This is a genomic window from Streptomyces sp. NPDC002690, from assembly GCF_053592415.1.
Genome location: NZ_JBSFVR010000310.1, coordinates 1 through 8,704 on the forward strand (window position 1 = coordinate 1; position 8,704 = coordinate 8,704).

General features: G+C 69.5%; 2 protein-coding genes and 1 tRNA gene. 1 reads left to right on the forward strand and 2 read right to left on the reverse strand.

The annotated features are described in order from the left end of the window. Positions 1-4,981, reverse strand: a 4,981-nt coding sequence (locus ACWD3D_RS28515; protein ID WP_451463658.1) for a HAMP domain-containing protein, incomplete at its 3' end; no start/stop codon positions are given. A gap of 527 nt (positions 4,982-5,508) precedes the next feature. On the opposite strand from ACWD3D_RS28515, the gene ACWD3D_RS28520 reads away from it, so the two are divergent. Next, the gene (locus tag ACWD3D_RS28520; protein WP_451463659.1) at positions 5,509-8,133 is read left to right on the forward strand and encodes a SpoIIE family protein phosphatase; all 2,625 of its coding nucleotides are present in this window, start codon (positions 5,509-5,511) and stop codon (positions 8,131-8,133) included. Between the two features lie 100 nt (positions 8,134-8,233). Here the strand turns inward: ACWD3D_RS28520 and ACWD3D_RS28525 are convergent. Then, positions 8,234-8,306 (reverse strand) — tRNA-Thr (locus ACWD3D_RS28525). Positions 8,307-8,704: the final 398 nt, after the last annotated feature.

Sequence of the window (8,704 nt, forward strand, 5' to 3'; positions counted from 1 at the left end):
AGATGGTGGAGGCGCTGCGGCACGGGGTGCTGCCGCGGACGCTGGGGGTGGATGCGCCGTCTTCGCACGTGGACTGGTCGTCGGGCCGTGTTGAGGCCGAATTGGCCGGGTCGCCCAGCGGCGCGGAGTCGCCCTGGGACGGGTACTCCTCGCCGCCGGAGGGCAGTTCGGAGGATCCGGAGCCGCCCTGCGGGTATCCCTGCGCGGGGAGTTCGCCGCGGCGCAGCGGGAGGTAGAGGGTGAAGGTGGAGCCCCGGCCGGGTTCGCTCGCCGCGTGGATCTCGCCGCCCAGCAGGCGTGCGATCTCCCGGCTGATGGAGAGTCCGAGGCCGGTACCGCCGTACTTGCGGCTGGTGGTGCCGTCCGCCTGCTTGAACGCCTCGAAGATCACCATCATCTTGCTGGACGCGATCCCGATCCCGGTGTCGGTGACCGAGAAGGCGATCAGGTCGGCGTCCGCGTCCCGCAGCGAACCCGTCTCCAGCAGGTTCTCCCTGATGGCGTTCGGGACGTCCGGTCCGGCCGGCCGGATCACCAGCTCCACCGCGCCGCCGTCGGTGAACTTCACCGCGTTGGAGAGCAGGTTGCGCAGCACCTGGAGCAGTCGCTGCTCGTCGGTGTGGAGGGTGGCGGGCAGTTCGGGTGAGACGCGTACGGAGAAGTCGAGCCCCTTCTCGGCGGTCAGCGGCCGGAAGGTCGCCTCCACGTAGTCGACCAGCTGGACCAGCGCGATCCGGGTCGGGCTGACGTCCATCTTGCCGGCCTCGACCTTGGAGAGGTCGAGGATGTCGTTGATCAGCTGGAGCAGGTCGGATCCCGCCCCGTGGATGGTCTCGGCGAACTCCACCTGCTTGGGCGAGAGGTTGCCCTCGGCGTTGTCCGCGAGCAACTTGGCCAGAATCAGGAGCGAGTTGAGCGGTGTCCGCAGCTCGTGCGACATGTTCGCCAGGAACTCCGACTTGTACCGCATCGAGACGGCGAGCTGTTCGGCGCGCTCCTGGAGGACCTGCCGGGCTTCCTCGATCTCGGTGTTCTTCAGCTCGATGTCACGGTTCTGCCGCGCCAGCAGCTCGGCTTTGTCCTCCAGTTCGGCGTTGGACGCCTGGAGGGCCTTCTGCCGGTTCTCCAGCTCCTCCGAACGGTCCCGGAGCTGTTCGGTCAGCTCCTGCGACTGTTCCAGCAGCTTCTCGGTCCTGGTGTTGACGCTGATGGTGTTGACGCTCGTCGCGATCATCTCGGCGAGCTGGTTCAGGAAGTCCCGCTGGATCTGGGTGAACGGCTGGAAGGAGGCGAGTTCGATGACCCCGAGGACCTTGCCCTCGAAGAGCACCGGCAGCACGATCACGTGGGCCGGGGGCGCCTCGCCGAGCCCCGAGGAGATCTTCAGGTACGCGGGCGGCGCGCTGTCCACCTGGATGGTCCGCTTCTCCGAGGCGGACTGTCCGATGAGGGACTCGCCGGGCCTGAAGGAGGTCGGCATCGAGCCCACCGAGTATCCGTAACTGCCGCGCATCCGCAGCTCGTACGCGCTTTCGGCACCGTCGTCCGCGCCCACCTCGTCGGTGTCACCCGCCGCCATGGCCATGAAGAACGCGCCGTGCTGGGCGGAGACCACCGGCGTCAGCTCGCTCATGATCAGCGAGGCGACGTCGTCCAGGTCGCGCCGGCCCTGCATCAGGCCGGAGATCCGGGCGAGGTTGCCCTTCAGCCAGTCCTGCTCCTTGTTGGCGAGGGTGGTGTCGCGCAGGTTGGCGATCATCGTGTTGATGTTGTCCTGCAGCACCTGGATCTCACCGGCGGCGTCCACGTCGATCTTCAGGTTCAGATCGCCGCGCGTCACCGCGGTGGCGACGGCGGCGATGGCCCGCACCTGCCGGGTGAGGTTCCCGGCCATCTCGTTCACCGACTCGGTGAGGTCGCGCCAGGTGCCGTCGACGTCCCGTACGCGGGCCTGGCCGCCCAGTTGGCCTTCCGTGCCCACCTCGCGGGCGACCCGGGTCACCTGGTCGGCGAACGACGACAGTTGGTCGACCATCGTGTTGATGGTGTCCTTCAGTTGCAGGATCTCGCCCTGCGCGTCGATGTCGATCTTCTTGGTGAGGTCGCCCTTGGCGATGGCGGTGGTGACGGTCGCGATCTGCCGCACCTGTCCGGTGAGGTTGGAGGCCATCGAGTTCACCGACTCGGTGAGGTCCTTCCAGGTCCCCGAGACTCCCGGGACCCGGGCCTGACCGCCGAGAATGCCCTCGGTGCCCACCTCACGGGCCACCCGGGTCACCTCGTCCGCGAACGAGGAGAGCGTCGTCACCATGGTGTTGACGGTGTCGGCCAGTTCGGCGACCTCGCCCCGCGCCTCGACGGTGACCTTCTTCGTCAGATCGCCGTTGGCGACCGCCGAGGAGACCCGGGAGATGTTCCGCACCTGGCTGGTCAGGTTGTTGGCCATCAGGTTGACGTTGTCGCTGAGGTCCTTCCAGATGCCGGTCGCACCGCGCACCCGGGCCTGACCGCCGAGGATGCCCTCGGTGCCCACCTCACGGGCCACCCGGGCGACCTCGTCGGCGAAGTTCATCAGCTGGTCGACCATGGTGTTGACGGTCGTGACCAGTTCGAGGATCTCGCCCTTGGCGTCGACGGTGATCTTCTTCGACAGGTCGCCCTTGGCCACCGCGGTCGTGACCTCGGCGATGTTCCGTACCTGGAGGGTGAGGTTGTTGGCCATGCCGTTGACGGACTGGGTGAGGTCCTTCCACGTACCGGAGACACCCTGTACCTCGGCCTGACCGCCGAGCATGCCCTCGGTGCCCACCTCGCGGGCGACCCGGGTCACCTGCTCCGCGAAGTTCGAGAGCTGGTCGACCATGGTGTTGAGGGTGTTCTTCAGCTCCAGGATCTCGCCGCGCGCGTCCACGTCGATCTTCTGCGACAGGTCACCCCGCGCCACCGCGGTGGCGACCTGGGCGATGTTGCGGACCTGGGCGGTGAGGTTGCCGGCCATGCCGTTCACCGAGTCGGTCAGATCACGCCACACGCCGGCCACTCCGGGCACCTGCGCCTGGCCGCCGAGCCGGCCGTCCGTACCCACCTCGCGGGCCACCCGGGTCACCTGCTCCGCGAACGCCGAGAGCTGGTCGACCATCGTGTTGATGGTGTTCTTCAGCTCCAGGATCTCGCCGCGCGCGTCCACGTCGATCTTCTGCGACAGATCACCCCGCGCCACCGCCGTCGTCACCTGGGCGATCTGGCGGACCTGGTCGGTGAGGTTCCCCGCCATGAAGTTGACGGAGTCGGTGAGTTCCTTCCACGTACCGGAGACGCCGTCGACCCGGGCCTGCCCGCCGAGGCGCCCCTCGGTGCCCACGTCACGTGCCATCCGGGTCACCTGGTCGGCGAACGAGGAGAGCTGCGACACCATCGTGTTGACGGTGTTCTTCAGTTCCAGCATCTCGCCGGCCACGTCGACGGTGACCTTCTGCGACAGGTCGCCGTTGGCGACCGCCGTCGTCACCTGGGCGATGTCCCGCACCTGTCCGGTGAGGTTGCGGAACGCCGTGTTGACGGAGTCGGTGAGGTCCTTCCACGTACCGGCCGCGCCGGGCACCTCGGCCTGGCCGCCGAGCCGGCCTTCCACTCCGACTTCCCGCGCGACCCGGGTCACCTCGGATCCGAAGGACTGGAGCTGGTCCACCATCGTGTTGACGGTGTTCTTCAGTTCCAGCATCTCGCCGGCCACGTCGACGGTGACCTTCTGCGACATGTCACCGCTCGCCACCGCCGTCGTCACCTGGGCGATGTCCCGCACCTGCGTGGTCAGGTTCCGGAAGACGGTGTTGACCGAGTCGGTCAGGTCCTTCCAGGTCCCCGCCGCTCCGGGCACCTGCGCCTGGCCGCCGAGCAGCCCCTCGCCGCCGACCTCGCTGGCGACCCGGGTCACCTCGTCCGCGAAGGTACGCAGCGTCTCGGTCATCTGGTTGATCGTCTCGGCGAGCTGCGCGACCTCGCCGCGCGCGCTCACGGTGACCTTCTGCGACAGGTCGCCGTTGGCGACCGCCGTCGTCACCTCGGCGATGCCGCGCACCTGGCTGGTGAGGTTCCCCGCCATGGTGTTGACGGAGTCGGTGAGGTCCTTCCACACACCCGCGACACCGGGCACGGTGGCCTGTCCGCCGAGCTCCCCCTCGGTGCCGACCTCGCGGGCGACCCGGGTGACCTCGGAGGAGAACGAGGAGAGCTGGTCCACCATCGTGTTGACGGTGTTCTTCAGCTGGAGCATCTCACCGGCCACATGGACGGTGACCTTCCGTGACAGGTCGCCCTTGGCCACCGCCGTCGTCACCAGCGCGATGTCCCGCACCTGCGCGGTGAGCCGGTACGCCATCGTGTTGACGGAGTCCGTGAGGTCCTTCCAGGAACCGGACATGCCGCGCACCTGCGCCTGGCCGCCCAGCTTGCCCTCGGTACCCACCTCGACGGCGACCCGTGTCACCTGCTCGGTGAACGCCGACAGCTGGTCGACCAGGTTGTTGACCGTACGAGCGACCTTCAGGAACTCCCCGCGCAACGGCCGTACCGTCTCGTCGGCGGTGTGGGAACGCAGTTCCATCCGCTGTTCGAGGTCACCGTCGGCCACCGCGGACAGCACCCGGCCGACCTCGGACACGGGACGCGCGAGGTCGTCGACCAGTTCGTTGGACGCGTCGATCGCGGCGGCCCAGGCGCCTTCGCAGGCACCCGTCTCCAGCCGCTCGGTGAGCTTCCCCTCCCGGCCGACCACCCTGCGGACCCGGGCGAGTTCACCCGTGAGGTGGAGATTGCGGTCCGCCACCTCGTTGAAGACGGCGGAGATCTCCGTCAACGGCCCGTCCCCGGAGACGGTGAGCCGCCTGCGGAAGTTGCCGTCACGCATCGCGAGCAGGGCGGAGAGCAGTCTGTTGAGAGCTGCCGCGTCCACCTCGACGGTTCCTTGACGCTGTTTTTTCACGGGCTGTCCGCCTCTTGTACGCGTGCTTGAACCCCGCGCCGCCACGTCAGACTCCACCGTGTCCCTCCCGCAGGGTTGACCGTTTCGCTCGGGTGATTCTGAGAGCTTTCCCAGTTCCGAGGTACCTCACCGCCACAGCACACCGTCGACGGGTGCCCATGGAAACGTCAAATCCTTGAAACGTACCAGGCCGGAGCCCACCCGTGGGTACCGATGGGAATCGTCACCCCACCGTGTGCCCACCCCGTCCCACCCCCGCGAGGCAGCGTCCGGTCATACGCCTCGGCCGGCGCCCGCCGATCCGGGACACGGCCTCGGGGCGGCCCACCGGAACAACCGCGCATGCCCGTTCCCCCCGTCCGGGGTGAAGTCCGGCCTCGTGTACCCGGCGGCCCCGGCAAGCGTCTAGCCTGGCCGAGGGCCGTCCGGTGGTTCGTCGCGCATCCGCCAGGGACCACGGGCGGCTTTCGGGCGAAACGAAGCGGCGAGATACGGGCAGTGGACTCGGGGAAGCGACGCGACACCATATGGGGAGTGCAGTGATCACCGCTCGGGCGGCCGCCACCTTCGAACCGGCCGGCCGCTCGGTAGCGACAGCCCGCGCCTTCGTCCGGGACACGCTCCAAGGATGGGGCTACACCGACGTCATCGACGACGCGGTCGTCCTCACCAGCGAGCTGGTGACCAACGCGGTCGTGCACGCGGGCACCGCCGCGGACGTCCTCTGCCTGCGCGCGGAGGACGGGGTACGCGTCGAGGTCGCCGACCACTATCCGGAGCGCGAGGTACCGCTCCAGAGCACGGCGGTGGACTTCGGCAGCCCCGACCGGGAGGGGGGCCGGGGCCTGCTGCTCTGCGCCGCGCTGGCGTCCCGCTGGGGCGTGGAGTACACCCCCACCCGCAAACACGTCTGGTTCCAGCTGGACCTGCCCGACCGGCCGGTGGGCATCCGGTCGGCCGGCCCGCTGCTCCCCGTCGAGAGCCTGCCGGTCGCCGACCGCCGTATCCGGGTCGCCGTCGTCCAGATCGACATGGCAGGCGCCGTGGACTCCTGGAACGAGGACGCCTCGTTCCTCTTCGGGTACGCCCCCGAGCAGGTCGTGGGCAAGCAGCTCACCGAGTTCGCCGCCTGGCCGCAGACCCCGGGCACCAGCACCGGCATCGCCGCCGCGCTCCAGCTGTCGCGCTGGGAGGGCAGTTACGGCTTCCGGTGCGCGGACGGCCGGGTCGTCCCCGTCTACGCCTCGCACCTGCGGGTCCGGGATACCGCCGGTTCCCCGTCCACGGTCTGCCTGATGGTCCGCGACGACGAGCGCGCGGTGCTGCAGAGCCCGGTCCGGGCCCCGGTCACCGATTCCGGCGAGAGCCGCTCGGCAGACCCCTTCGAGGTGTTCATCGGCTCCCCCGCACCCGACGACCTGGACGGACTGCTCCAGCGCACCGTCGAGCGGGCGCGCGACATGCTCGACGCGGACTCCGCCTTCCTCCTCCTCGCCACGGACGACGAGACCGAACTCGAGGTCCGTGCCACCACCGGCCTGCCCTCGGCCCGCCAGCGCTTCGCCCGGGTCCCCGTCGAAGCGGGCGCCGGACGGTACGGCTCCGCCCGGATGCCGGCCGTCCACGAGGACCTTACGGCCACGGAGGGCGCCGTTCCGCTACTGGGCGGCACGGGGATGCGCTCGGTGGTGACGGTTCCGCTGAAGGTGGAGGGTCGGCTCACCGGATCGCTGGGCGTCGCCGCCGAAGCCGCGGGGCGGTACACCAACGAGGAGGCGCTGCGCCTCCAGTTCGCCGCCGACCGCATCGCGCTCGCCGTGGAGTCGGCGCGCCTCGGCGAGCTGGAACGTCTGCGCAGGGGCTCCCTCTCCTTCCTCGTCGAGGCGTCCGACCTGCTGGCCGGGACGCTCGACCGGGACCAGACGCTGGCGCTCATGGCCCAGATGACCGTCCCGAAGCTCGCCACTTGGTGCGCCGTCTACACCATCGCCGATCCGGCCTCGGACCCCTTCCTCTCCTTCGTCCTGCACGAGGACGAGGATCTGATCGACGGGCTCAAGGCCCTGCTGTCCCGCATCGATCCGCCCGAGCCCGTACCCTCCCCGGGGGCCCGTGTGTGGGGCGCCCCGAGCAAGGCCGCCCACGAGGCCGCACTGCGCACGTCGATGCGGAGCCTGAGCAGTGATGCCCCGCTGAGCATGGCCAACTCCACCCGCACCACGCTCGCCACGGCGGCCGCGGTGGGCGGAGAGACGGTCGTGCTTCCCCTCGTCGCCCGCAACCGTGTCATCGGCATGCTGACGCTCGGCAAGCCGTCGGACGACCACTTCCGCCAGGAGATCCTGGAACTCGCCGAGGACCTCTCGCGGCGGGCCGCCCTCGCGCTGGACAACGCCCGGCTCTACTCCGAACGCACGGCCATCAGCCAGGCCCTCCAGCGCAGTCTGCTGCCCCCGAGCCAGCCGGTGGTACCGAACGTCGAGATCGAGGTCATCTACCGCGCCGCCGGCGAGGGCAACGAGGTCGGCGGCGACTTCTACGACGTCTTCCCGATCCGTGACGGCGTCTACGGCTTCGCCATCGGCGACGTATGCGGTACGGGTCCCGAGGCCGCGGCCGTCACGGGTCTCGCCCGGCACGCCCTGCGCCTGCTCGCCCGCGAGGGCTTCGGCGGCCCGGCGGTGCTGGAGCGCCTCAACGCGGCCATCCTCGACGAGGGTGCCCGCAGCCGCTTCCTCACGCTCCTGTACGGCGAGTTGCGCCCCCAGGAGGACGGCAGCGCCCTCCTGAAGGTCGTGTGCGCCGGCCACCCGCTGCCGCTCCGCCTCCGCCAGGACGGCACGGTGGTGGCCGCGGCAGAACCGCAGCCGCTGCTCGGCGTCATCGAGGACCTGGAGTTGTACGAGGAGGAGATCACGCTCGCCCCCGGTGACGTCCTGCTCTGTGTCACGGACGGCATCACCGAGCGCCGCGAGGGAACCCGCATGCTCGGGGACGACGGCCTGGCGGAGGTCCTGGCCAACTGCACGGGTCTGACGGCCGGAGCGGTGGCCGCACGCGTCCTGCGGGCCGTGGAACGGTTCGCCGCCGAGCCGGCCTCGGACGACATGGCCATCCTCGCCATGCGGGTCCCGGAGCCGCAGACCGTCTGATCCGGACAGCTCCCGGGCCGCCGGAAGGCGGCCCGGGAGACAGAAGGTGACCCGAAAACAAGAAGACCCTCACCGAATGGTGAGGGTCTTCTTTTCACTGAGCCCCAATGCGGAATCGAACCGCAGACCTTCTCCTTACCATGGAGACGCTCTACCGACTGAGCTATTGGGGCCTTGCTGCGCTGTGCAACGAGATAAGCATACCCCAGTTCCGGGGGGCACAGAACCACTTGCCACGCGGAACCCGAAACATCCTGAGAAACCGTCACGGGCCGCCGTTTTCTGGCGTGTTCGGCAGGAAGCGACCACTCCACGGCTGCCACGGGCACTCCTTCACGAGCGGGCCGGCCGGGCCTGCCTGGCCCGAGCGCCAACCGGCCCGGCCCGGTACGCCGACGGAGCCCGGCCCCGTCGAGGCCTGCGGGACTACGGGCCCCAGCCGCACCACGGGCTCGCGAATTCCACCCTGGCCCGTAAACGCAGAAAACCCCCGTGCCACAAGGCACGGGGGTCTCCCGGAAAAATTGTTCGGCGGCGTCCTACTCTCCCACAGGGTCCCCCCTGCAGTACC